Below are 25,063 nucleotides of genomic sequence, written 5' to 3' on the forward strand. Positions count from 1 at the left end.
CTAATATTCTGTACTTTTTTCCATTTTTTCGAACAAAATCTCACTCCGTTAACATCAATTTTTTTACAAATCTGCCAATACAATAGCAATCTAAAAAAGATTGATACGCAGAACATACTTTATTTCTGACATATCAATCTTTATTTTGCCATTCTACAAATGAATCTTCTATGGTTTGTATTTTAAGAAATTCTTGGAATAATATTATCAACAACGGATAAATCAATCGTCTTAAAATCTTCTGAGACTCTTTCACTGTATTTTTCCGGTGTAGGTGCAATCTCCTGCCATTGCCGGTATGTCTCGATACATTTCTCAATCAGCAGGATATCCTCTGTATTGTCATCCTTTCCCTTCGGATATACGACCACGGAACGATAAGGCGTCTGGTTAGGCTTCAGACTGGAAGCCTGCGGATGCGTCAAAAGCTTATGCCGGTCATAGACAAGATCTCTTGTCTTGATTAAGACCTCTTCATAAGTATTCAGTAATATCACAGTTAATTCATTCTTATATTTTTCATAGACACGATCGTTATTTGTAATCATGATTGCTTTTTCCAGATCCCACATATTAACATCCACCTTTTGTACTTTTTTAACCTTCTACTACACTTCTTTCAGGATATTCTCATCATAGCTTGGTTCTGCATGATGTCCGGGTCGGACAACAAGAAATCGGTCTTCCGGCCAGTCTCCATCCACCATCTGCTTCAAGATGGAATGATTTCCCTGAATTAATTCGTAAGACCAATTCTTTTCTGCCGCTTTCTCTCTCGCCTGTTCTTCATATTCCGGGAAATCCAGTTCCGGCCATCTTATATAGGCTGCACCTTGATAATGCTGCGTAAATTCAGACTCGATCTCTACTGCACGTCTTGCACGCCTCTCATTGCCATGATAACGAACCAGATACATGTCATATCTACGCCTCAGATAATCCTCATCATCAACATTATCCAACTCCACAAATCCCGGGGAATAATAAAATGTACCCGGATTCTTCTTGTAATATTCCATGTACATCTCCTTATCTCCCATAAGAAGCGTAATACAATCATGTGCCTTCGGAATGACAAGAGGATACCTCTTACTGGACAGGCCGGTCACCACATTCGAACACAGACCATATCCCAACAGAATCGCATCAAATTCATATTCTTCGGTATCATTGGAGTAAATATGACGATTCTCATCAATCATATTGATCTCTTCCTGAAGAATCTTCTTCAAATGCTCCGGTCTGCTATGTATTTTCTGTTGTATCATTGTTACATCAATGATGTTTTTACACGAAAAGATGACACTGGCAATCTCTCTTTCTAATATCTTACAACCAAGCAACTTGTATCTCACTATCCATACCTCTATTCCATATAATCAACGTATCTAAATCCATCCATCAAATATGCCTCTATTATAATAACATTTTTCCAGTACACATGCCAACATTATTCCTGAATACTGGAAATCGCATAAAAATAATGATAAACTTTTTATAAGAATCAAAATGAGATACAGAGAGGAGAAACAGAGCATGCAGGAATTTAGTTTACTCTACCCGGGCAGTAAAACACCAATATATCATATCTTACCAGATGATACAGCACATGATCTGGCTGTAGATTATTTTTGCAATCTGTTATCTCCGATGGAACCAGAGTCGAAAATGATTCGAAGTATAATGACACATATTTCTGAAGATCCACGTGTTATTCAATATCGCTGTGATGTTTTCGAAGATGTCCTTCGTTTTCCACAGTTTCGGGAAGAAATGTGCAAACTCTTAGACCACGTAGATTTTCTGAAAACCTATGGAAGTTTTGGAAAAGAATCAGATGCCTCCGGAATCTGGAATCTGGTACATCGTTTAGATGAAATGAAAGATTATATTGAATGTATACAATCCATTTACGCTTGTCTGAATAATATAGATATTCAGTCAGAAGGCTTTCTTACCCTTAAAGAATATGTACAGAAGCTATATGAAGACGCAGGATTTGAAGAACTGAAAAAGGATATTGATGCACTAAAAACAGAAACTTCCAAAGTCAAAAGTGTTACCCTGGGCGTTAATCTGAATGATCGATATGAGCCTGCCGAAATAGGAATCGTATCGATCAACAACAAATCTTTTACAAAGTCAAATATCATTGCAAATTTCTGCGATTTTTTGAATCGAAAGGATGAAATACAGAACGGAAACGAATGGAAGAAGCAGTATGCATTCCACACATCTGTCCATGATTATGAAAGCAATGACAGGGTAGCGCAAATCCCTGCAGGAATGGCAGATCTATCCAATGATAACCAGAGCAAGGATGTAACACATATGCTGGATCATGCCATCACTTCTATGTTGACCCGAATTACCAAAAAATTAAAGCAGGTTCTTTCCCGGCATGTAGCGGTAAGCACCAGTACAATCGCCTCTCTGCTTCCGGAGCTTATCTACTATATTCGTTGGGCAGAATATGTGGAGAAGCTTCAATCCAGGGGCTATACCCTGTGCAAACCTCATCTTTTAACAGAAAACACCAGGGAGATGCATGTTATTGGTCTTTACAACATGAAACTGGCTCAATCTTTTATAGAAAAAGAAGAAGAAAGCAGTGCTATTGTTGGAAACAATCTGGATTTTGACGCAGAACACCGTATATATATCCTGACCGGAGCTAACCGTGGTGGTAAAACTACGATTACACAGGCCGTTGGAATGGCTTTTTTACTGGCTCAGGGAGGTATCTTCGTGCCGGCAGAATCTTTCACATTCAGCCCAGTAGACAATATTTTTACCCATTATCCCGCAGATGAAACTCAGACTATGGATCTGGGCAGGCTAGGCGAGGAATCCAAACGATTCCGGGAGATTTTCGCAGAAACCACGCCACAAAGCCTGCTTCTATTGAATGAGTCCTTCTCTACTACCTCTTTTGAGGAAGGCTTTTATATTGCACGGGATATTATCCGCATATTATTAAAGCTAGGAGTGCGCACAATCTTTAATACTCATATGCATAAACTGGCAATGGAAGTAAACAAGTTGAATGAAGAAAGCACAGATAGTAAAGCTGCCAGTCTGATAACAGAAACAGAAGCAGGGAAACGTTCCTATCGAGTTCGGATCGCTCCACCGGAAGGATATTCCCATGCCCGGGATATTGCTGAAAAATACGGTGTGACCTATGAAATGCTGGAGCAGATGAAGAAATAGTATTATTAAACCAGGAGACTATCCCATACACACATTGCTCCGAGGATGTCAAGTTATTGTTACTGAAAAAAATGGAGAAAACCTCTGCATTGGGATAGTAAAATAGCCCAACCCCCACATTTATAGAGGGACGGATGTTATGTTATTGCCACCTTCATGATGAAAAAGTGTTACATTATTGCTATTTTCCCAATCTCTGATGCAGGAATGCTACTCTGTTTTCGGACCGGAACCACGGCTCCTGTCCTGTATGCTACGCTCCTACCTGCTTGCTTTAAAGCTGAAAGTAACTTCCATCACTGTCTGGTGCTGCATGCTCAGGGAAATACGGCAGAACCGTACATATCTTTACCGATGACAATCCAAGATTATTTAACATACCGCCAAGAGACAGTAAATCATGGGAAAAGAAATATATGAACTAAGGACTTCCATGGAACATTCTAACAAACGTGAAAAAGAAGACTATAAATTAAAAGACGGCAGGCACCAATCTACGAAGATGTGGTACTGCCGCCTCTATGGCATCATGAAGCTACAACATCTTGATGCCTGGGAAATGCCGTCAGCCGAAGCATTTCAAGATTCATTATTAAGATTGGCCTCTTAATAATGTTATCTGATATTTCGCAATTATTCTAGCAACTGTTAGTTTTACCAGGAAACACTAATAATGCATCCCTATGGATATCAGGCAGAAGCCAGTTGTTTTTTACATGGGAGGACAAATAAGCCATGTCATTAGCCCTGTTCCGTTGCGCAATTCTTTATGAAGATGTTTTGGAACAGGAATGAGGCATTTGCACCAGAATTCTTGTCGATACAATGACGTCTATGCTTAGTCTCCCCAAGAGGACACAATAATTCAAAACAGTCCCGCAAATATGGAACTGTTGTTTCATTACCCATTGCCCATAGAAATTCTTCATAATTCATTGGGAACACCTCAACATGTTCCTCTTCCGAGGGAATCACAATGTCTTCCACATTCATTCTCAGAAAAATCAATAAACCTGTTTGTAAAGTATTTTCCTATAATATGTTGACAATTTATTAAAAACAAATCAAAATCATTAATATCATTTTAATAATTTCAACTATTTCTTCCGTAAGATGTGCAAAATCAATCAGTATATAACTTCTATACTCACAAAAGGCAGTTTTATATTTATTTTACTTTTCACATAAAGGCAGTTTTATATTGACAAACTCTCTCACACACAGTGCCCCCGAGGATGTCAAGTCATTGCTACAAACTTTTTAGCCTCTTTTTCCTCATTTTTCTCATAAAACCGTTGTTTTGGAATAGCGGACGTTATATTATTGCTACAAAATCTGTGGAGAGAATATAACATCAGTGCTACAAATCTTATAGTAGAGGATGTTACATTATTGCCACAAAATCAGGCAAGTGCTTTCCACTCCACCTCCACCAATCCAAGCAGTTTCAATAACGGATAATGATGACAATTCACGCCCCTGCGAGAGGGGCTTCCAAGTCGGCCGCCGAACACTATGTAAATCAGCATATTTCAATTCACGCCCCTGCGAGAGGGGCTTCGTATTCTATGGATGTACAAGTTTGCAATTTGCAATTTCAATTCACGCCCCTGCGAGAGGGGCTTCTGGGAACTAATACAAGGGGAAGCGAGTGATAGCATTTCAATTCACGCCCCTGCGAGAGGGGCTTCCTGTTTGGTGCATGGGGTACAACCATACAAAGCTGATTTCAATTCACGCCCCTGCGAGAGGGGCTTCGATTGAGCATTATGCTTGCAAAGAGTGTTTATTAATTTCAATTCACGCCCCTGCGAGAGGGGCTTCGCAATGTTGAAAGGTATTTATTCGGGATTTGTAATTTCAATTCACGCCCCTGCGAGAGGGGCTTCGCAAACATGTAAAGTAACTGTTACAAAGAAACCAATTTCAATTCACGCCCCTGCGAGAGGGGCTTCTTGACGGGGATACCTCTCTTCTAGTTTGTATATCAATTTCAATTCACGCCCCTGCGAGAGGGGCTTCGGGTTGGGATACGGGAGCCGATTTTATTAAAATATTTCAATTCACGCCCCTGCGAGAGGGGCTTCCGTTTTCAGACTCGATAAGAATATTAAAAATAGATTTCAATTCACGCCCCTGCGAGAGGGGCTTCGATTGCAGATAAAGCAATTACCGAAGATAAAATTATTTCAATTCACGCCCCTGCGAGAGGGGCTTCCTTTTGCCTCGCTGTATCCATACCATCCATCCAAATTTCAATTCACGCCCCTGCGAGAGGGGCTTCTGTGTTCGCATCGAATTCTTTCTCTGCGAAATCAATTTCAATTCACGCCCCTGCGAGAGGGGCTTCTGTTGCAATGCCCTTGAAAAAGTATCCTTCATTATTTCAATTCACGCCCCTGCGAGAGGGGCTTCCATCGTCTGCATAATAATCCTCCTTGCATCCTAAATTTCAATTCACGCCCCTGCGAGAGGGGCTTCTACACCACTTTCCTACAATCACATCGTTTTCATCTATTTCAATTCACGCCCCTGCGAGAGGGGCTTCAGCAAAAATCAACAATTTCTCTATCGGTTTTTGCTGTTTTTTTATTCAATAAATGCATTTTCACAAAATTAATTCTTTCAAATCCCCAATTTAATCAATATAGGCATCATATTTGTACTATTTTCATTGCGCCAATCTCCTGGGATTTTATGTATGGGAAATATATGCGCAAGATTTTATAACAACAGTGGTTCCCCAGCCTCCACTTTTAACTTTTTTCCCATAGAATCAATTTTGTTCTGGTAAGAATTTCCCAACCGATAAAACCGGATGGAATCCAAATTCTTATTTATTTCCTTGCTTAATTCATGCTTTAATGTCGTAAGCTGCGCTGCGTCTACTAAAACTTCAAAAACTGAGTTTTGCACCCGAACACCATATCTTTCACATAATTTTGCTACTCTTCGAAGTCTCTTTTCCCCTGCAGCATCCATCGTATTTACATCATAAGTTATCACTACCAACATGGTTTACCTCCAGGAATACGGCGGATATTCATCCAAATCGCCACGCAGCACTCTGGCAAATAACATTGCCTGAGCATAGGGAATCATTCCAATTTCAATATTTTCGTCCAGGAAAGGATGTTTGATTGTTTCCTTTTTCCTTTTTTGCCAGGCATTCAAAACTGTCCTTCTTCCCTTGTCATTTAAATATACCGCTTCCGAATCTGTTTCAAAATCCCTAGTTTGCAGCTGTCCCTTATGAAAAAGTGAAAGAACAAACCGATCACACAACGGTGCCCGCAATTCTTCAACCAGATCCAAAGCAAATGACGGACGTCCCGGCCGTAAAACATGTAAATATCCTGCTGCCGGATCAAGTCCTACTGTTTCTAAGGCAGATTGCGTTTCGCGAGTCAACAGCATATAAACAAAGGATAACGCTGCATTTACTTCATTTTTCGGTGGCCTTCTGCTTCGAACATCAAAAACAAATTCTTTTGAATCCAGCATATTATCAAATTGGGCAAAATAGATCGTAGCTGCTGCACCTTCCAATCCTCGCATGGAATCAATATCATTGACATTTTGTAATTTTTTTGCAATATTACTAAGTTTATCTGCTGCCGCCACTAAAGCACTTCTTTTTTCATCTGAATCTTTATTTCTTGCATTTCTCATAAGAACCGCTTTTGCATTACGAATTTTTCCATAAAGAACGTTTCTTACTGTCCGAACTGAAAATTCAATATCATTCAAACTTTCATACTGTTTTTTTCGCAATAAAACATTTCCGCTTACAGGTCCACATATTCTTCCAAGAAATTTTCCATTCTCGGATAAAAATACTAGTGAAATCCCTTCTTCTCCACAAAATCCTATCAATGAGGTTGAAACTGTATTTTGCCCGAAGCATACAATTGCTTCAATATTATGAGCTGGAACAGAAACTTTTTCTTCTCCATCCATTTCTACAACTATATTCTGATTGCGCACATGTATATAACTGCCAGGTGTCAGAATATAGATCGTGTTCAAAAGCTTTTTCATATACATCTCCCCTCTTCTGCTTCCAGTTTTAATTCTTTGCAATATTCAGAAGCTGATTTTTTCACTTTCGGCATACAGTATTCTAACATAGAACATTTTTTGCACTTGGAACTATACTGTGCCGCTGGAATTATAAATGATTCACGGATTTTTCTTAACTCTGTAGCTGTATCACGAACCATTGTACGCAGTTCTTCCGTAAACTCAATCCGAAGACGTTTATGTGAAGATATAAAAAATATTTCCCCTGCGGGAATCTTCGTCTGATACATTTCTTCCAGGCACATGGCCTCTGCACACAGCTGTATCTTATATTCTAATTCATCTTCCCGGACTTTTCCATGTTTATATTCTATTGGAAACAGAGTTACTTTAAAATTTGTAGCCGGAATTATACATCCATCCTCAGATTTGGTTGCTTCAATGCAATCGCATTTTCCATTTACTCCCAGTTCTTCGGAAACCACTTCATATTCATATAGTTTAAGAAATTCTCCTCTTTTCTCAATTCTCTGGGTATGAACACGTTCGTGCTCCGCACGTCCTTTCGCAGTTTCCACATTTTCCACCCATACCCGTTCATTTAAAAGAAGAGCAGCCCGCCTGGGACAATAACACATCTGAGAAAGCCAGCTTAATGGAATATATTCTTTATCATTCATTTTTAAACCATTCCTCATTTTCAGGAAGTTGATTCCATACAATATCTCCAAATGCATCTTCTTTAAAACCAACCTCAACGCCCTTTGGCACATGATTCAAATGAATAATCGCATCATAATCATGATAACTTCTTGGATACATTACACTTTCTTTTTTCTTCACTTCTACTAGGTCAAACAATTTGTGCGCTGGAGCACATCCCAATCTTGCCTGACGGACTCTCTGCTCCAGATCAGAATCTGTCCCCACATGTTTGAAAATAATCAATGGTGACACTACTTCCATCTCTCCTTTACTTGCAGAACGGTTATGTTCATACATATTCAGGATTGCCTCGAACAAAAGATTTAAATCTTCCTCGTCAAATCCAGTTTCCGCCGCCAGATTGGCACTGATAAATCCTCTGATTTCATATAAACCAAATGGAATGAACTGTTTACGTCCCATTGTCCGAAGTTTATCTTCCGGTTTCTCATTTTCCATCCGCTGATAATCTTCCATTTTCAAATCTTTTTCCCCGTCCGTTACTGCCATACGAGTTATGGAAATGTCTAATGGCAAAACCGGATCAAGACTTTTTCCAAATGTGATCTGAACAGGACCTCTCACCTGTCCCGCATTTGGGCCAGTGCTCATTACTGCACCAAATGTACGTACATCATAAAACAATTCGCATGCTTTCTGACGTCCTGCATAAATCGCTTCTTTCGCTTTTGCACAGTCTTCAACCCCTGCTTCTCTTTTCGCTCTGGCAATGTGGCGGTTCATATTTGTTGACTGCTGAACAATAATCTCCATTCCAGGTTCTCCTTCTCTGGACAGGGTTACATAATTTCTGATTAGTCTTTTTGTAGATACATCTGAAATATATCCCTGCATGGTCTGCGGATCCACTCTTGGAGTATTTCCCATATCTGGATCGCCATTAGGATTGGCATCTGTACATGCCACATAATAAATAAATTCATAACGATTTTTAATTGCCATAATAAATTCCCCCTTACATGTTTTGATCCTTTACATTATTTTTAATCTTTTCTATTCTCTCATTTTTATCTTTCTGTAATTTCGTACACATCTGTCTGTATCCCAAGGCAAAATAAGCCTGTTGTTCCAATGTCAGAGTTGCTGGAATTTCATTTCCAATTGCACAGTACGTTCCGTTCAAAGCCTCTTCATACTGTTTTCTCAGCCATTCATTTTCTATTTTTTCCAGATGATAGGCTGATAATCTGGATATCTGCCCTAATACCAACGCAGGCATCTGACTTGCACTTGAATAATATCGCTGTACGATTGTAGCATTGACATTTTTCATTGCCACATTCTGTATTGCTGCATGCACCGCCATGGCAGCGCCGCAATGATAGGCAGAACTTTTGTGTTTAGAATCATATTCTGACATAATTTCATTCTCCTTTCCTTTTCTCATAAGCCAGACCTTCAGCCACTGGCATGCTGTCGCATCTGGTATTTTCATACTGGTCTGATTCTCATCATTTTCCAGCATTTGCGAACGAATATACGCCAACGAACGAAGCGCGACTGCATCCGGCAGCGAAGTACCATGTATAATTGCACGAATAACCGCCTGTGTAATTTCAGGTAATTCTTTATTCACTCTATCCCAAATATTGCTGTCAGAATTATGTTTTTTCAGTAAGCATAATAGTCTTGCACTGAGTTTTTTACTTTTTTCGTTTTGTATTCCATTCAAAGCTTTCAGTTCCAATTGTTTATTCCAAAGGTCAATATTGCTTTGAAGTTCTTCGTAGGAACCATGTTCATACTGACGAACCATAACACGCCCATTAACACCAGATAACAAAACTATAGAATATTGGCTGGGTAAATGTGCGATTTTTTCTCCTGTTTTTACACTTTTAATCAATTTGGAAGCTTGATTTTCAGCGCTTCTGGCTTTGCTTTTTTTCTCTTCCGCTGATACTTCCTCATCTTCCTCGTCATCCACCAACATATTTATTCCAAGAAAATTTGCACTCAGAACAGGATCATTTTCTGCTGCAACATCCTGTTCATACCAATGTACAAACTTCATATTTGCCAATACCGGAGCCTTTTTCAATAAATGATCCAACGCAGCTTTAACCGCGAAAAAAGCAGTTTCTGATACCGGTGCATTCGCACTTTTCTTCTGGTCATAGGAACAAAAAGCACTTTTATCGAAGCAGATCAAGGCATCTCCACGGGCATGTCCCCCAACTACTGCAAGCCCGGTAACCGGAGGAACTGTTTCCAGAGGAACTGTTTCTTCTCCGGTAATCAGACATATGGTCTTTTCTTTTTTCTCTGCATGAATAAATTTCTTTCGATAAATATTCCACCAGTCCCTCAACCCCTCTGCCTTTACAATTTTCTTCCCATCAACGATAAAAGAAATACGTTCTGATCCCTTAATTTTGTTTTCATTCAATGCTTCCGAAATTGCCAGAAGCGTTTTCTCGTCTTGTGCCGCTTTCACACATATCTCAAATTCCGGAAAACGATCACTCCCATCTTCTAAAACCTGGTAGTAAAAATCTCTTTTCATCTTTGCCTTATCTTCTAAATCGGAAGCATCTTTAAAAATTACGGACCTTTTTTCTACAATGGGATTGCACTTTTCCTTTCCATTCGCCAGACTTCCAATATCCGGGCATAAAACTGGCATATCATCTCCTAATATGATTCCAAGGAATTGTCCTTCCCGGCTTAACGAAACATATGCTTGTATTGTTTTGTTACAATATCCAGGCGGCAAAACCAGATCATTTCGTATTGCATAATCATAAAATGCTTTCAGCATTTTCTTCCCCCCTTCAGCACTTCCGGGCTGTCATACGCTGGAACTTTTATAACTCCATGTTCTACAACAGCATGATACAATGACAGCTGCGGTTTCACTTTTTTTCTCACCTCATGATCATGAAGATCAAAAATGTCATAAACCATTAATCCCCCATCCATATTGATGTCAGCGGCCGCTCTGCTTCCGTCGCTTTCCTCGAAATAAGCCACGAATTCTCTCAGGCCGAACGACGGCTGATAGTAACATTTTCCATTTCTTATCCTTCTGTAAGCCTGATTGTAAAGCTGCTGTTCTCTTCCTTTAAACGCCGGTCTCGGACAAATAGATGCTGTGATTCGGTATCTTACATCTTTCAATGCAACGGTCTGTCTCTGTGTCCTTTCCTCGTCGCTATATATTACTTTATTGCTAACTCTGGTTTTCACCTCATTCCGTTTAAAACAAATATACTGAATCGGGTTCAAAATCTCTATCCGATTGACCTGCCAGTAAAATTCCACAGGTTTACTGTAAATGGCTGATAGAATCCCCCGGCACGCTGATGGCGTGGGAAAAGGATATGTAAGTCGTTCTACTTTTGTATAGGGTGCCGCGAAGCAAGCAAAATCCCCCCAGACCTCTATTGATAACTCCATTCCTGTCACTCCCTTCTCCTCTTATTTGACAGTATGGGGCTGATAAATCAGCCCCATACGCACACATAAATAATGAACATATTTCAATTCTCAGCAAATCATAAATGCAAGCATAAAAACAAGTATCTATAATAACAAGCACTTTTTTGCTGTCATGTTAGTTATATATTTTAAATCTTTCTTTGTCAACCCAAAATCAAACCATCATCTTCACACTTTTTGTTTTCTCCCTCCTCTTCAAACTGCAGTCCCATATCTTCCCGGTACATATACTCATACTGTGTACGCAGAACATAATACCCTGACTCCATCTTCTGTTTTCTCTTTCGGTCAAAATAAAACGCCTGTTCACAATACTTCTCTACATCCTTTTCAAAAGTGTTAACGGTGATTTCTGCTGATTTTTTTACAAGTTCGGGCGTTAAATTACCACTTAATAGTTCTTTTCTCACATCTTTATACAACTGCATTTTTTCACGAAAAGGAACAATCACTTTTTTGCCCTGGTTGTCGATCAGTTTGTATTCCCTGGCGGTTTCTTTATAATCTCTATCTTCAATCGCTTTTGCCAATGCCTCTTTATCTTTTGCATATCCCCGAAAAAGTATCTCATAATAATTGGATATACATTTCGGATCGTTGATATCGATATTTTCTCTGGATAAAATTTCTTTTACAACAACTGCCGCATTCTGATACCATTTATCCGGAGGATACAAATTGCCTTCCACTTCCGGTTCAAAAACCACCACTTTTCCCATTTCAAACCTTCCACTTCGATTGCATCTTCCTGCTGCCTGAATAATTGCTTCCAGCGGTGCCAGCGCTCTGTACAAAACACGAAAGTCCAGATCCACACCAGCTTCAATACACTGTGTCGATATTACTTTACATGGCAATTCTGCCTTTTGTCTTTTCTTTATATTTCTTATCACTTTACTTCGATGTTTCGGACACAGATCCGTTGTTAAGAAAAATATTTCTTCCCGATCACAATGGTCATTTTTTAAGAATTCAAACAATTTAACTGCGTGTCTGCGAAGATTTACGATTACACAAACATTTTCTTCCTCTTCCATTTCCCGCGCTATTTTCTCCAATGGAATCCGTTGTTTCATTCTCCATTCCACTTGCGTTCTTGCTAATTTTTTATACATCATCGGATATTCTGGCACAATCTCAATAGGTTTCCAGGATACTCCCTGTATATCTTTAAATTCCGGCTGAGTAGCAGTAGAAAAAACCATCGTACAGTGATATCGGGTACATAATACATTTACAGCATTTAAAGTTGCAGCCAACAGATTTGCCGGTAAGGTTTGTGCCTCATCAAACAAAATGATACTGTTTGCAATATTATGTAGTTTCCTGCAGTCTGTTGGCTTTTGCGCAAACAACGCCTGAAAAAATTTAACCGAAGTAGTTATAATGAATGGTGACTCCCATCGTTCCGCAAACTCCCGCTGCCTGTCATCAAGCTCGCTTTGGCTGTGATCCTGTAAAATCTCCGGAATTATTTTTGAATACACGTCGTAGCTTTGTTCCGTTAATGCAAGAAACGGCAGTACAAGTATAATGCGCTTTTTCTTAAATTCGTCTGCATGCTGCAATGCAAAATTCAATAATGCCAGTGTCTTTCCCGTTCCTGTAGGTGCTGTAAGAGTAAATAAACCTTCTTTTAATCTTGCAGTCTTCCCACACCTTTCAAACAATAAGTCACGAAGGTCATTCACGACCGAAGAACCTTTTACATTCTTTTTCAGTTCTTCTCTATATTTATCCAATGCCTTCAAACATTGTTTCGCTTTAAATTCCAGTGGTTTTTGCAACTCCTTTTCTGATGAAATGGTATAATCTGCATCTACCAGGCAGGAAAACAACATGCGTGTATATAACATCGCATCTATAGATTCATCGATTACATCCAGCTTCTGCACGTTTTCTATTGCCTGAGCTTCTGATTTAAATTGAGGAAAATCTTCAAATGTAAATTGAGGAAAATCTTTAAGAAAGGCCTTTGTCGCTTCCTGATATTGTTTCTGGCCTGCTAATGCCGCAGTCTTTTGATTATTGCACTCCATAGGATCACTAGATTGAAGACTATTTATCAAAACTATTTCCAGATCATCATATCCAATAAGACCGTTGTGATGTCCATTTATTGCTTCTATCGCTGCCCGGTAACGAAACGAAGATTTTTTGTTTCCAATCAGACAATACAGAAATGCAGCTCCACAAAGTGCATGATCAATGTGGGTACGTTTTCCCTCCAAAACACCTTGAAAACTTTCACTGTATTTTCCAAAATCATGCGATTTTCCACATAATTCGGCTGTTTTTCTACTTCCGATCTGCTCTCCAAACACTCCAGCCATCTCACTTACTTTTGCCAAATGATCTCTAAGCAACTCCTGGGTCCCATCTTCTCGCTTTGATTTCGCATAATATTGTGTATTGTTTTCATTCATCTTTACTTTCCCTTTCTATTTTATCAATACGTGAGAGTGAATAGTTTAAGAATGCTTATGTATACAGATTATATTCTCCATTTACAGGAGTGTAAATAAATATGCGGCTTTTTTTGTCACGAAAATGGCTTAAAACCGCATGTTCATGTTCTTATATTTTACTGCCTCTGTCTGTATCACATAATTAATCTTAGACAGGAAGCGCTTCGCATCCCATTCTTTTTGCTTTATATTATTTTCTTCTTCAGTTTTTTACAACATCGGCACTACGCGATTCCCCTGCTTTTGCTTTCGCAATATCTGTAATACAAATATAGTCATCTAACTCTTGTTCCAAGATCAAAATCGGTATATTTTGAACTTCAATTACCCCATTCTGCATTCACATCTTCCTTCTCTGTAAAATTATCCATTTTTATCTTGTATGCCAACAATCGAAAAACATAGTCAGGCATCTTTCTGGTTTCTCGTTCCCATTCTATCACTGTTCTAAAAGGGCTTCCTAAATATTCGCAAAATTCCTTTCTATTCATTCCTGTACTTTCTCGTAATTCTTTTTTATCTTTTATTTCCATTTTTTCCTCAATCTTTACACATTATGTATATAAAGATATCCTACTTTCTTTTTACTTTTAACATTTTTATATATCAAGTAAAAGTACTTTCATATTTCTTCATATATCACCAAAAGGCATTTATTGGGGAAAACTATTTAATAAACACAGCGCCCCATATCCCACCTGTGGATTTGGATATACCGTGAATCCCGGCAGCGGCCTTGCGCCTCTCCTCAGATATGCTTTCACCTTTTCTCCATATAAAAACGGATCATTTTCCCGGACAATTCCCCATTCCATCAGCAGCGCCGCACTGCCAGTAACAAAAGGCGTTGCAAATGAAGTGCCGGTAAACTGTGCATATCCCCCGCCGACAGCAACGGTTGTTATATCTACTCCCGGAGCCGCCAAATCGGGCTTCACAAGCCTCTCCTCTCTGGTATATCCTCTTCCCGAGAAGTCTGCATAGGCAAATGTCAACGCATTGTATGCACCCACCGTGATTGCACGGCTTGCCGTCGATGGAATCGTAAGTGTTGTATTGTCTGTCGGGAACAAAAATCCAGTTCCTCTGTTCACTACATTTTCGCTCGGAAGCCATAATTCATAAACACCGGATACAATCTTTCGGGGTGTCAGTACGATTTTCCATACTCCTCCTGTAATATACGTATCCTTCGGCAGCATATCAATATAGATTTCCTGCGCCGTACTGTAAGGGCTGGGTTCTCCATAATAGAGGAGAATCTCCGTCTGACCAACGGTAAATCTCTGAGGTCCAAGGACTTCCTGGATAGGACCTACCGTCACACCGGCAGGACTAACCAGTGAAATGTCGATGACATCCGTATACTCTTTCCAGATCTGAATACTGAGTGTCGGCTGATTATTCTGCACAGCGAGCTGTATCACGGTATCTCTGTCCTCTTCCATAATCCCGGACGTATGTCCTGCACTTGCTGCTTCATTTCCAGAACCGATGCAGATAGAACTCTTCCATATGTTTGAGATATCATCAATAAACCGTTCTAACAGAGAAGTGCCATCATGAGAGCCATAGGTATTGCCAAAGCTGATATTCACTGCCACCGGAATTCGAAGCTCAAGCGCCTTCCGAATTACATAATCCAATCCCTGCATTAGTTCTGTTGTTCTTGGGAATCCTTCCTTGCGTGGGTTGCCCAGCTTCACTACGATCAGTTCACTCTGCGGCGCCACACCTGGATATTGTCCGCTGCTATTTCTCCCATTCCCAGCCGCCACTCCTGCCACTGCAGTCCCGTGTCCTGATGTATCCATACTTGGAACGAGCCTTCTCCGTTCTTGTATCGAAGGCTGTCGCAAAGCCTCGTCAATCTGCGCGGCTGTATATTCTGCGCCTATGAAATACCCTTCCGGTGGCACTCTGCCTTCTGCGGGTGCAAGTGACTGATCCCATAAATATCGAATTCTTGTGCTTCCATCCTCATTTCGAAAATCTGCATTCTCATAATCTATTCCCGAATCAATAACAGCAACCAGAATTCCCTGTCCAAATAGTGCAAAACGGGTATCCTGTACCGCATCGATACATGATACCCGTCTTCCATTCGTGACTTGAAAGAATAACCGTTTCGGTTTTTCAATATATTCTATTTCAGGAAATTGCGCCAGAATCATAATCAGCGACTCTCGAATTGTAATAATTGCATATTCATTCTGCAGCTCCACCACATCGCTTGCCACTTCGCGTATACGGTCCAGATTCCCGGAATACTTAATAATCAAGTCCCATTCTCTGTCGATGGGATTATAACCCACGTCCAGCTCCAGTGATTTTTCCCGCTCTTCTTCCGTGGCATCTAACGCAAGATTTAACAGATTCTCAACCTTTTGACTTGCCATATTATTCCTTCCTTACTGATTATTCTAATTTCTTTCATGAAGATTCTATTGTACAAAGTTGTACCCTAGATAGGGCGCCAGTTCCGCCGGAATAAAATACCCTCGATCCTGTCTGCACACTGGACACACTCCCGGTACCATCTTCCCGGTATGGATGTAACCACAATTCAGGCACATCCATCGATTGTTCTGATCACTTTCAAAATATTTATTTTTCTCCAGAAGCTCTGCCATTTTACCAAAACGCCGACCATGTACAGCTTCAATCTCTGCAATCTGGAAAAATGTCGATGCCGCTTCAATAAATCCCTCTTCTTTGGCTTCCTTTCCAAATATCTGATAAACCTCTCCATATTCTTCTAACTCATTATATTCTGCAGACCGCAATAGTTCTATCACACTGTCATAATGATCTACCGGATATCCTCCGGCGATCTCCACGGTATTACCAGAAATATTCTTAAGCAGATCATAAAATCGTCTGGCATGTGCCCGTTCCTGTTCGGCAGTAAATAAAAAAATCTGCTGTACTGCATAAAATCCCTGATCTTTAGCAGCTTCTGCCGCAATCGTATATCGGTTTCTTGCCTGACTTTCTCCTGCAAATGCCCGCATTAAATTCACTTTTGTCTTACTTTCCAAAAAATCAATAGCCATGTCACACACTCCTTTTTATTCTTAATACTAGTATGTAACATGGCTATCAAATTATTCATCTAATTAAATCCAATAATTCTTCTTGCAACACTATATGCAAGTGAAGATATCTTTCTTCCTGGTCTTCCGGGAATATTCATAGTCTGTCCAAGAATTCCGTAACGAATCTTCAGGAATGTCTTGAAGTCCTTTTTCTTAAGATAACGCCAGAGCTCTCTCTTTTTCTCCAGATTCTCCTGCGTCTTGGAACGAATCAAAAGAATTGATGACACAGTCATCATGATTGCAAGATAATTAACCATATATTGTCTCAGCTTCTTACTCATTATCTTATTCAACTGATACATGTCAATCATAGATTTTGTAACAAAAATCTGTTGATCTACTCTTGAAATCATAACTTTCTCATTGACAGACTGATCTTCTCTGCCAATAAAGTAACGATAAAAATCTACATCCAGATAATAAATCTTACGCACATGTGGCAACGGATAATATACATAAATATTATCTACATAAAATGTATGCTTCGGCAGTTCCAGCTGAATCAATTTCAGTAGATCGGTACGATAGATGACAGAATGCATCAATATGTATTGATCCATGTGGAAATGTCCGATATCATCCCAGCGGAAGACTTCATCCTGCGGCAGGACATTGCGGTAATGGATACATTTCTTATGTGTTGCTCCCACCTTCTCATATACATAGTTAGAAATCAGCATGTCAATCTGCTCTTTTTCTTCTTCCAGATTACGCAACAATGCTAATATCTTATGTAATGACTCTTCATCAACCCAGTCATCACTGTCCACAACTTTAAAATATTTACCCTGAGCATGGTTAAGTCCGGCATTAACCGCATCACCATGTCCCCCATTTTCCTTATCTACAACTTGAATAATCTCTGGATATTTTTCCATATACTCGTGAGCAATCTCCGATGTTCTGTCCTTGGAGCCATCGTTGACGATAATAATCTCCACATCTTCTCCGCCAGGCAGAATACTCTCGATTGCATGTGCCATATAATCCTGGGAATTATAACATGGAATTGCAAATGAAATATACTTCATCCTTTTTCTCCTTTTCTTGTAAGGTAATAACTATTTATTCAGTATAATGCATTTTGGGGATTTTTCCAACAAATTCTTTGTAAAATGTCGGCAAGACTTTCAACATATCCCTGTTCATAATTTGTTCATTTATCTTTTAAAATTCTTTCATTTCTTTAACATTGTTTCTTCACAGCTCTGTCTTATACTAAATATATCAAATGAAAGAACAAAACATTTGATTCAAAGATAAGACTATCGTCCAGTAGTAAAATACTATTTTTGAATAAACTTTTTCATAATACATGCCGGGAACTGGTAGATCAGTTACCCGGCATCCTCCCTTTTTATGGTATTTTTCGTTTTCAGACATCTTCTATATAAAGTATTCAATCGTTTTTTCTGCGGTCTTCTTCGTATCTTCATTAAATATAATAACTGCTTCTCTATCTTCCATCGGACCTAATGCATATAATTCTGTTGTCTCCCGATTAAAACACTGTTCATCTACGATTCGATTATATGTAAATGGATGATCATCTACCATCACAATCCCTGCCTCTGTAAATGGCTCTTTCACATAATAAAGAGCAAACATCAGAATCTTTCCATTCAGTGTTCCAGTCAGTAATACATAATGTGCACACTCAAAATACAGACGAACAACAACCGCACCACCACGGCAAAGAGCATCGTTAATCAGGCTATCTCCTCCAATCCATACACTTTTTCCTGAAAGATATTGACTGGAAACTGGCAACTGACCAACTTTTCCGAACCCATTCAGCCAATTACTAAGAAACATCATCGCAGCACTTGAAGTGCCACTTTTCCCCATAATACCTTCACAATTATAGCAATCCAAACAGTATAACATAATATTTCTTATTACTACTGGCGAGATCTCTTCTCGCGGAAACAAAAAGCTAACCGCATCCAGCATTGCAGTTGGTCCGCAGTCATATTCAGACAATTGATAATGAAGTGGATTTTTCAAGATATCGCCTCTTTTCTTATAATTCATATCATTTTAATATGAATTATATTATTTGATTTTCTTTCCGTCAAGCCATTTTTCCACACCTATTGACATTTTCAATATCTTCATCTATTATAGTTCAAATTAGAACAATATTTCAAGGAGAGAGAATCTCATGATTGCTCAATTCTGGGAAAGTCAGTCTCTGATGGACGAAATGCGCAAAGAACTTTTGGTCAGCTGCTGCTTGAGGATATTTCTCTTGATGACCTTCAGACTTTGAACCGTCTTTTTGCACAGATAGATTATAACATTCATCATTATTTTGAGGAGGAACATTAATGCTTACGAAATTTATTGTCTGCTTTATCGCCGGAATCGGTGCAGGACTTGGTACTGGATTTGCCGGTATGAGTGCAGCGGCAGTCATAAGCCCTATGTTGATTGCATTTCTTCATATGCCAGCTTATGAGGCAGTTGGAATTGCACTTGCAAGTGACGTCCTGGCAAGTGCAATAAGTGCCTATACTTATGGAAAGAATAAGAACCTGGATATCAAAAACGGCATTGTCATGATGATATCTGTCTTATGTTTTACGCTGGTCGGAAGTTGGATTGCAAGTCTGATTCCTAACCAGACCATGGGAAACTTCTCCATGGTTATGACTTTCCTTCTGGGTGTCAAATTCATTGTAAAACCTGTCATGACTACAAAAGAAAGCATGGAAGCAGTAAGCCCTCGCAAGCGTTTCATTCAGTCAGTGTTCTGTGGAATTATGATTGGTTTTATCTGTGGATTTATCGGTGCCGGCGGCGGTATGATGATGCTTCTGATACTCACCAGTGTTCTTGGATATGAACTGAAGACCGCAGTAGGAACCAGTGTATTCATTATGACGTTTACCGCATTTACCGGTGCAGCCAGTCACATTGCAATTGGTGGATTTCCAGACCTCTGGTGTCTGGTTTTCTGTGTATTGTCCACCTTACTCTGGGCAAGAATTGCCGCACGGTTCGCCAACAAAGCAAGTGCCGCAACCCTCAATCGTGCAACTGGTATCGTATTAGTTATATTAGGTGCCGCAATTATGATCGTCAGCAGATAGAAGATGATGCAACTATCTATTCAATTGTATCTTCTTTGGCCCATCCATATGCGTATTTGACAGCTTTATTCCATCCTTTGATTCTCTTCTCTCGTTCCTCTTCTGCAATCACCGGATGGAATGTCTGATCAATTGCCCAGTTCTGAATGACTTCTTCCTTATTCTTCCAATATCCTACTGCCAGACCCGCCAGATACGCTGCTCCCATAGCAGTCGTCTCAACACATTGTGGTCTTAATACTGGTGCGTTGATAATATCCGCTTGTGTCTGCATCAGAAAATCATTCGCACTGGCTCCGCCATCTACTTTTAATGCTTCCAACGAGATACCGGAATCTGCTTCCATTGCTTTTAGAACATCATTTACCTGATAAGCCAGTGATTCCAAGGTTGCCCGGATAATATGGTATTTATTCACTCCTCGGGTAAGTCCCACGATTGTTCCTCTGGCATATTGATCCCAATGTGGTGCTCCCAGTCCAGTAAATGCCGGCACTACATAGCATCCGTTCGTATCCTTTACTTTCTTCGCCATATATTCCGAATCTGCCGCTGAATCAATCAAACGCATCTCATCTCTTAACCATTGAATTGCAGCCCCTGCCACAAAGATGGAACCTTCTAATGCATAATTGACCTTGCCATCCAATCCCCACGCAATCGTTGTCACCAGACCATTTTTAGAAAACACAGGTTGCTCTCCTGTATTCATCAGTAAGAAACAGCCTGTTCCATATGTATTCTTCGCTTCTCCCGGGCGGAAACAAGTCTGTCCGAACAACGCCGACTGCTGATCTCCTGCTGCACCGGCAATTGGGATCGGCCCCCCAAGGAACGAAGGGTCAGCCTCTCCATATACACAACTTGAAGGCTTAACTTCCGGAAGCATACACCTGGGAATATTCAATTCTTCCAGAATCTCATCGTCCCACTCCAATGTATTGATATTAAAAAGCATTGTCCTGGAAGCATTAGAATAATCCGTCACATGAACTGCCCCTTTCGTCAGTTTCCAGATCAGCCATGTCTCTACTGTACCAAAAAGCAGCTCTCCATTTTCAGCTTTCTCCCTAGCTCCCGGTACATGGTCAAGAATCCATTTTACCTTTGTTCCTGAAAAATATGCATCAATCACCAGTCCGGTCTTCTTCTGGAACCTCTCCGTCAACCCTTTTGCTTTTAGGGTGTCGCAATATTCAGAAGTTCTTCTGCACTGCCAGACGATTGCATGATATACAGGTTCTCCTGTATTTTTATCCCATACAATTGCAGTCTCACGTTGATTGGTAATTCCAATTGCCGAAATATCTTCTGCTGTCGCTCCAATCATATTCATCGCTTCTACTGCCACTCCCAGCTGACTCGCCCAGATTTCATCTGCGTCATGTTCTACCCATCCGGGCTGTGGGAAATATTGTTTGAATTCACGCTGTGCTACACTGCACATTTCACCCGCTTCATTAAAAAGAATACAACGGTTACTTGTTGTCCCTGCGTCCAAAGCCATTACATACTTTGCCATAACTTGCTTCCTCCTACTTTCATTCTCCATACCTCTTTTTGTAAAAAAAGAGCAAACTAAACAACAGTATCGCTGTTGTAATCATTCGCTCTCTCATCTCGGCACATTCATTTAACTATATAAACCATACCATAATGCGACTATTTTCACAACTCTTTTTTCAAATTACGCCTCTGCTTAACAGCCCACCCAATCATGACACTTCCAATCATAAGGATCAGAATACCGATGCCAATAAAGCACAATTTTTTAACGAAAGATGCCCGAACAGATGGCTTATTTTCTTTCTGTTCCTTCTTTTGCGATGGGACAATCTTCTCTCGCATTGGTCTGGTAATCTTCTGAAATGCTGTTTCTTTTGGTACAATATCAAATGAAATCCGTTCTGTTGTCTGATTACCAGCTCTGTCATATGCTTTCACAATAATCTCATAATTTCTATATTCCTGAACTGTATATTGATATATCTTACTTCGTGAATTTGTTTTCTGTACCTCTCCGTTGATTCGTATTTCTTTAATAAAATCTTCCTGATTAGAGAGTGTAATCTGGAAATCCTTCTCTTCTTCATATGTCTTTTCGTCTTCCAGATTGGAGAACACCACCTGAGGGGCTGTATGATCAATGACAAAATATGCCTTTGCCGTACCAATATTTCCAGCAGAATCAATTGCTTTTACATCCAAGATATGTCCACCCTCTGCCAATATTTCTTCTCCTAGATGATACAGCTTCCCATCGAGAGAAACAGAATATGTATAACTGGTAAAGTCCAGAATCCACTCCTCTATTGGATAATTCCAGCAGAAGCTTTTCAAATACTGTTGATGAAGCCGATCCACATAACGAATCACGGGATTCTCTTTATCAATAATTACCTGCGCTTCATTATTATCTTCATAACCCGCATAATCAGCAGCCTTCACTCCTAATTGATAGATTCCATCTTCTGTCAAAAACTGTTTTGCAGAATACTCATTACCACTTTCGACCCAGTCAGTAACTTCCAGCACAGTCATATTTCCGGCTGGATCTTTTCGTTTTGCACATGCACTTGCCTTCCTAATCAGATTGTCTTCTGTTACCCGATAAGTCACCTCTACCGGCTGACTGGTAATCATGTAATTTTGAATTCCTTCGATCATAGTTTGAGGCGAATGATGATCAATATACAATTTGCAGCTCTTTTCCGTATAATTTCCGGCACGGTCAGTGACTCCTACAGTCACGTACACCGCTTCTCCTGCAGTAGATTCCAGATGAATACGAAAATCTGCCATAGATTCGCTGGTTCCTCCAAGGACCCGATCACCAGATGTACAAGATAACCAGTTAATTTGACTTCCTTGTTCTCCATCTTCAGCCGAAGCTTTCAATACAACTTCTTTCTGATACCATGAATCTTCTCCACGGGGCGTTTGCAAGTATAATGTTGGAGCCTTCGTATCAATCAGAAAATCCTTTTCCACTGAGCTTTCTTCCAGTCTGTTTCCTTCTGCATCCTCCATCCATACGGACAAATGATTCTTCCCTTCCTGAAATCTCTCTTTTTCAATACTGGCTTTTTCATTTTCCTGACTCAATACTCCTTCCATACTCTGTCCATTACTGTCCGTAAAACAATACTTGGTCACCCCGACTTTACTTACATGACACAATTCTACTTCTGGTCTGGTAACATAATACCCATTCTTTCCATCTTCTGGCGGAATCGCAAGTTGAAACTTTTCAATCTTCTCTTCATTTTCATCTGCAGATTCTTCATCATCAACAAATTCTTCCTCTTTAGCCGATACTACATTGCCCCAAAATGACAGCTGACAGTATGACAATCCAAGAATCATCAATCCTATTATTATCCATTTGAATTTCCTACCCATACTTCCTCACCTTCTATTCGAATCTCGTATTCCTGTTGCAATTTTTGAAACTCTTCATTCTCTAGAATCTCTGGAACTTTTCGCATATATTCCTGCACTGTCTGAGCGCAGAAGCTACGGTCAACGGATGAATCTTTGCATATGAGTCGGATATGCAATAGTCTAAGTTCAACAGAATCCTCCAATTCTTCAATTCCCTGAACACAAGTATCTAACGCCATATCTTTTTCTTCACAAGATTCATATAACATTGCTATCTTTTTGTATAACTCTTCTCTCTTATAGACATCTGTTTCTAATTCCATAACTCCTTCATATAGTTCTGCCGCCTCCTTTACTTTATCCAACGTTTCACAGGAAGAAGCCATATATTCTTTTACCTCTTTTTCCCCCTCTTTTCCAATATGTTCTTGCTCCAGATATTGGTTTCCAAGACGCAGAATATTCTCTGCCGCCTGCTCACCAGTTAACATTCCATATCCACGGATCAGGCACTGGCAGTATTGGTCTGCTTTCTCCTGAATCATACTTTCTTCCAGACTTTTCAGATGATTCTTAAGTGCGGTTCGGTTTATTTCTGATTTTTCGTTTTCCACAGCCTTTATGATTACTTCCAGATCTTTTGCTTGTTCATCTTCTTTTTTTATTTTTTCAAGATATTCCAGGCTTTTTTTACAATCATTTAGTTCTAAAAAATACTCAAATGCCAGATCACGATATGCATTTTGAATCTCCTTTTTTTCAGATACATTTTCCTCCTTTGGTTCTTCAACTGTAGTAATAGCTGCCTTCTTGCCTTGATCTTTTTCTTTGGAAAATGCAATCATACATACAGACGCAATTATAATTATTACCCCTGCAGCAAAAAAGAACTTTGTTCTTCTGCTGTATGTCCGCTTTGTTTTTTCCTTCATGATTGGGATATGTTTTCGAATTTCTGATACATTTTGATATGATTTCTTGGACTGCCTCTTTAGGCATCTCGATATGATTTTCTGAAATTTCTTTTCTTCTTTTTTCGTCAAAGGTGGATCTGGCTCTGAGACGGCGAGCAGATACTGTATTGTCCTTCCAAATCCATAAATATCCAGACTTATGCTTGCTTTTTGATAATACGGTTCTTCCGCCGGAAGAAAATATTCTCGCACCACCCTTCTTCGCATAAACCGAAGCATCTCTTCATTGGATTGCGCCTCAAAATCTAAAAAATATAGGTCTCCTTCCTCTGTGATAACAACACTATATGGATTCACATACTGATAAAACGGCTTTTTTCGACACTTATGAATCATTCCCAGCTGTTTTGCAATCATTTGAACCCACCCCAGCAACCGTTCTTTTGAGACATGTGGATGATATCTCAACCAATTCGCCAGTATTCTGCCATCCACATACTCCGAGCTGATATAACAGGTCTGTCCATGCTCAACCAGACGCAGCACATCATAGCCCTCTTTTGGTACCACTTACATCACCTCATCTTCCTATAAAATTACCTGTTCTCTTGGATAAATATCTGAATAAGATTAAGAGAATAAAACTAAGAGAATAAAATAGATTCTTTCGAATTATAGAGTGATTCATATATTACTGG

The 25,063-nt window shown here is 39.7% G+C and carries 21 protein-coding genes and 1 CRISPR repeat array; of the genes, 3 read left to right on the forward strand and 18 right to left on the reverse strand.

Going from position 1 to position 25,063, the window contains the following annotated elements; genetic code table 11:
- Positions 1–182: 182 nt before the first annotated feature.
- Both JQM81_RS07990 and JQM81_RS07995 read right to left on the reverse strand, forming a co-directional pair.
- A complete protein-coding gene (locus JQM81_RS07990; RefSeq protein WP_235232989.1) occupies positions 183–572 on the reverse strand; it encodes a GrdX family protein in 390 nt (129 codons plus the stop codon).
- Between the two features lie 36 nt (positions 573–608).
- Positions 609–1,355 carry a DUF1638 domain-containing protein gene (locus JQM81_RS07995; RefSeq protein ID WP_235232990.1) on the reverse strand — a complete coding sequence of 249 codons (747 nt, stop codon included), beginning with the start codon at positions 1,353–1,355 and terminating at the stop codon, positions 609–611.
- 181 nt (positions 1,356–1,536) lie between these two features.
- Here JQM81_RS07995 and JQM81_RS08000 point away from each other — a divergent pair, with 181 nt between their 5' ends.
- Positions 1,537–3,213, forward strand: a complete 1,677-nt coding sequence (locus JQM81_RS08000) for a MutS-related protein (protein ID WP_235232991.1) — start codon at positions 1,537–1,539, stop codon at positions 3,211–3,213.
- A 400-nt stretch (positions 3,214–3,613) separates the two neighbouring features.
- Positions 3,614–3,823 carry a hypothetical protein gene (locus JQM81_RS08005; protein WP_235232992.1) on the forward strand — a complete coding sequence of 70 codons (210 nt, stop codon included), beginning with the start codon at positions 3,614–3,616 and terminating at the stop codon, positions 3,821–3,823.
- 853 nt (positions 3,824–4,676) lie between these two features.
- A CRISPR array of direct repeats spans positions 4,677–5,761; the repeat unit is 32 nt; unit sequence ATTTCAATTCACGCCCCTGCGAGAGGGGCTTC.
- A gap of 176 nt (positions 5,762–5,937) precedes the next feature.
- Here the strand turns inward: JQM81_RS08005 and cas2 are convergent.
- From cas2 to JQM81_RS08070, 13 genes are all read right to left on the reverse strand, one after another.
- Positions 5,938–6,228 (reverse strand): CRISPR-associated endonuclease Cas2, encoded by a 291-nt coding sequence (cas2, locus tag JQM81_RS08010; protein ID WP_235232993.1) that lies wholly within the window; start codon positions 6,226–6,228, stop codon positions 5,938–5,940.
- A 3-nt stretch (positions 6,229–6,231) separates the two neighbouring features.
- On the reverse strand, positions 6,232–7,254 hold the full coding sequence (gene cas1c / locus JQM81_RS08015) for a type I-C CRISPR-associated endonuclease Cas1c (RefSeq protein ID WP_235232994.1): 1,023 nt from the start codon (positions 7,252–7,254) through the stop codon (positions 6,232–6,234).
- Positions 7,251–7,916: a CRISPR-associated protein Cas4 gene (gene cas4 / locus JQM81_RS08020; RefSeq protein WP_235232995.1), complete on the reverse strand. Its 666-nt coding sequence runs from the start codon at positions 7,914–7,916 to the stop codon at positions 7,251–7,253. Before cas4 ends, cas1c begins: the two co-directional genes overlap by 4 nt.
- Positions 7,909–8,904 (reverse strand): type I-C CRISPR-associated protein Cas7/Csd2, encoded by a 996-nt coding sequence (gene cas7c / locus JQM81_RS08025; RefSeq protein WP_235232996.1) that lies wholly within the window; start codon positions 8,902–8,904, stop codon positions 7,909–7,911. Before cas7c ends, cas4 begins: the two co-directional genes overlap by 8 nt.
- Positions 8,905–8,917: 13 nt before the next feature.
- A complete protein-coding gene (locus JQM81_RS08030) occupies positions 8,918–10,723 on the reverse strand; it encodes a type I-C CRISPR-associated protein Cas8c/Csd1 (protein WP_235232997.1) in 1,806 nt (601 codons plus the stop codon).
- Entirely contained in the window at positions 10,717–11,361 is a 645-nt protein-coding gene (gene cas5c / locus JQM81_RS08035) for a type I-C CRISPR-associated protein Cas5c (protein WP_235232998.1), read from the reverse strand. The genes JQM81_RS08030 and cas5c overlap by 7 nt, the downstream gene beginning before the upstream one ends.
- Positions 11,362–11,546: 185 nt before the next feature.
- Complete coding sequence (gene cas3 / locus JQM81_RS08040) at positions 11,547–13,829, reverse strand: CRISPR-associated helicase Cas3' (protein ID WP_235232999.1); 2,283 nt, start codon at positions 13,827–13,829, stop codon at positions 11,547–11,549.
- 244 nt (positions 13,830–14,073) lie between these two features.
- The gene (locus tag JQM81_RS08045; protein WP_235233000.1) at positions 14,074–14,211 is read right to left on the reverse strand and encodes a hypothetical protein; all 138 of its coding nucleotides are present in this window, start codon (positions 14,209–14,211) and stop codon (positions 14,074–14,076) included.
- A complete protein-coding gene (locus JQM81_RS08050; protein ID WP_235233001.1) occupies positions 14,192–14,404 on the reverse strand; it encodes a helix-turn-helix domain-containing protein in 213 nt (70 codons plus the stop codon). The genes JQM81_RS08045 and JQM81_RS08050 overlap by 20 nt, the downstream gene beginning before the upstream one ends.
- Before the next feature lie 120 nt (positions 14,405–14,524).
- A complete protein-coding gene (locus JQM81_RS08055; RefSeq protein ID WP_235233002.1) occupies positions 14,525–16,270 on the reverse strand; it encodes a S8 family peptidase in 1,746 nt (581 codons plus the stop codon).
- A gap of 45 nt (positions 16,271–16,315) precedes the next feature.
- Positions 16,316–16,927: a rubrerythrin gene (rbr, locus tag JQM81_RS08060; RefSeq protein ID WP_235233003.1), complete on the reverse strand. Its 612-nt coding sequence runs from the start codon at positions 16,925–16,927 to the stop codon at positions 16,316–16,318.
- 59 nt (positions 16,928–16,986) lie between these two features.
- Positions 16,987–18,003: a glycosyltransferase family 2 protein gene (locus JQM81_RS08065; RefSeq protein WP_235233004.1), complete on the reverse strand. Its 1,017-nt coding sequence runs from the start codon at positions 18,001–18,003 to the stop codon at positions 16,987–16,989.
- A gap of 355 nt (positions 18,004–18,358) precedes the next feature.
- Complete coding sequence (locus JQM81_RS08070) at positions 18,359–18,979, reverse strand: peptidase C39 (protein WP_235233005.1); 621 nt, start codon at positions 18,977–18,979, stop codon at positions 18,359–18,361.
- A 323-nt stretch (positions 18,980–19,302) separates the two neighbouring features.
- On the opposite strand from JQM81_RS08070, the gene JQM81_RS08075 reads away from it, so the two are divergent.
- Entirely contained in the window at positions 19,303–20,067 is a 765-nt protein-coding gene (locus tag JQM81_RS08075) for a sulfite exporter TauE/SafE family protein (RefSeq protein WP_235233006.1), read from the forward strand.
- Positions 20,068–20,083: 16 nt separating this feature from the next.
- Here the strand turns inward: JQM81_RS08075 and glpK are convergent, their stop codons facing one another.
- The 3 genes from glpK to JQM81_RS08090 all read right to left on the reverse strand — a co-directional run bounded on the left by glpK (position 20,084) and on the right by JQM81_RS08090 (position 24,935).
- Complete coding sequence (glpK, locus tag JQM81_RS08080) at positions 20,084–21,589, reverse strand: glycerol kinase GlpK (protein WP_235233007.1); 1,506 nt, start codon at positions 21,587–21,589, stop codon at positions 20,084–20,086.
- A gap of 146 nt (positions 21,590–21,735) precedes the next feature.
- Positions 21,736–23,469, reverse strand: a complete 1,734-nt coding sequence (locus tag JQM81_RS08085; protein WP_235233008.1) for a hypothetical protein — start codon at positions 23,467–23,469, stop codon at positions 21,736–21,738.
- Complete coding sequence (locus JQM81_RS08090; protein WP_235233009.1) at positions 23,445–24,935, reverse strand: hypothetical protein; 1,491 nt, start codon at positions 24,933–24,935, stop codon at positions 23,445–23,447. The genes JQM81_RS08085 and JQM81_RS08090 overlap by 25 nt, the downstream gene beginning before the upstream one ends.
- Positions 24,936–25,063 lie beyond the last annotated feature (128 nt).

It is taken from the genome of Faecalicatena contorta (genome assembly GCF_021531895.1).
Lineage (GTDB): Bacteria > Bacillota > Clostridia > Lachnospirales > Lachnospiraceae > JAFBIX01.